At 67.2% G+C, this 1,011-nt stretch carries 3 protein-coding genes; all 3 read left to right on the forward strand.

Features of this window, described 5'->3' with window-relative positions; translation table 11 throughout:
- The first annotated feature begins 109 nt into the window (after positions 1-109).
- Positions 110-274, forward strand: coding sequence for a hypothetical protein (locus ACGF5C_RS35390; RefSeq protein WP_393308857.1), 165 nt, complete (start codon positions 110-112; stop codon positions 272-274).
- Positions 271-738, forward strand: a complete 468-nt coding sequence (locus ACGF5C_RS35395; RefSeq protein ID WP_030516434.1) for a RidA family protein — start codon at positions 271-273, stop codon at positions 736-738. Before ACGF5C_RS35390 ends, ACGF5C_RS35395 begins: the two co-directional genes overlap by 4 nt.
- Positions 739-747: 9 nt before the next feature.
- On the forward strand, positions 748-1,011 hold a 264-nt coding region (locus ACGF5C_RS35400), incomplete at its 3' end, for an MBL fold metallo-hydrolase (protein ID WP_393308855.1).

Raw genomic sequence — 1,011 nt, forward strand, 5'->3', positions numbered from 1 at the left:
TCGTAGGCCACAGCGCACTTCCGTACGAGCCGGAAATGTGCTGATCGGTCCCCGACGAGTCTCTCGGCCGCACCGTTCACCGTCGGTTCACCCAGTACGCTTCTGCGACATGAGCGATGTGACGGTCTGGGAATACGCGACGGTGCCCCTGTTGACGCATGCGACCAAACAGATTCTGGATCAGTGGGGCGCCGACGGCTGGGAGCTGGTCACGGTGCTGCCGGGGCCGACCGGTGCACAGCACGTGGCCTATCTGAAGCGGCCCAAGCAGTGACGGCCGGCACGGACTGGCGCGCCAACCTCGAACGACTGGGTCTCGCGCTGCCGCCGGTCGCGGCTCCGGCGGGCGCCTACATCCCGGCGGTGCGCAGCGGTTCGCTGGTCTACACCGCCGGCCAGCTGCCGTTCGTCGACGGCGCGCTGTCGGCGACGGGCAAGGTCGGCGCCGACGTGAGCGTCGAGGACGCCGCGCGGGCCGCGGGCCTGTGCGCGTTGAACGCGCTGGCGGCGGTTGACGATCTGGTCGGTCTGGACGCGGTCGTGCGGATCGTGAAGGTGGTGGGATTCGTCGCCTCGGCACCGGGTTTCACCGATCAGCCGCTGGTGATCAACGGCGCATCCGAGCTGCTGGGCGAGGTGTTCGGCGCGGCGGGAGTGCATGCCCGCTCCGCGGTCGGGGTGTTCGAGTTGCCCAAGAACACTCCGGTCGAGGTGGAGCTGATCGCCGAAGTGCGGTAGGCAAGGTAGATGACCCTCACTCATCCCGCGTACGGACAACTGCGGCCGGTCACCGGTACCGCTTCGGTGTTGTTGGCCGATAATCCGAACCAGATGACGCTCGAGGGGACGAACACCTGGATTCTGCGGGCGCCGGATCGATCCGACTGTGTGGTGATCGATCCGGGGCCCAAGGACAAAGCGCACAGCGAGGCGATCGCCCGCGCCACCGACGGAAATATCGCGTTGACGTTGATCACGCATCACCATCACGACCACACCGGCGGCATCGAC

Origin of the sequence: Micromonospora sp. NPDC047620, from assembly GCF_043205005.1 — a bacterium.
Classification (GTDB): domain Bacteria; phylum Actinomycetota; class Actinomycetes; order Mycobacteriales; family Micromonosporaceae; genus Micromonospora.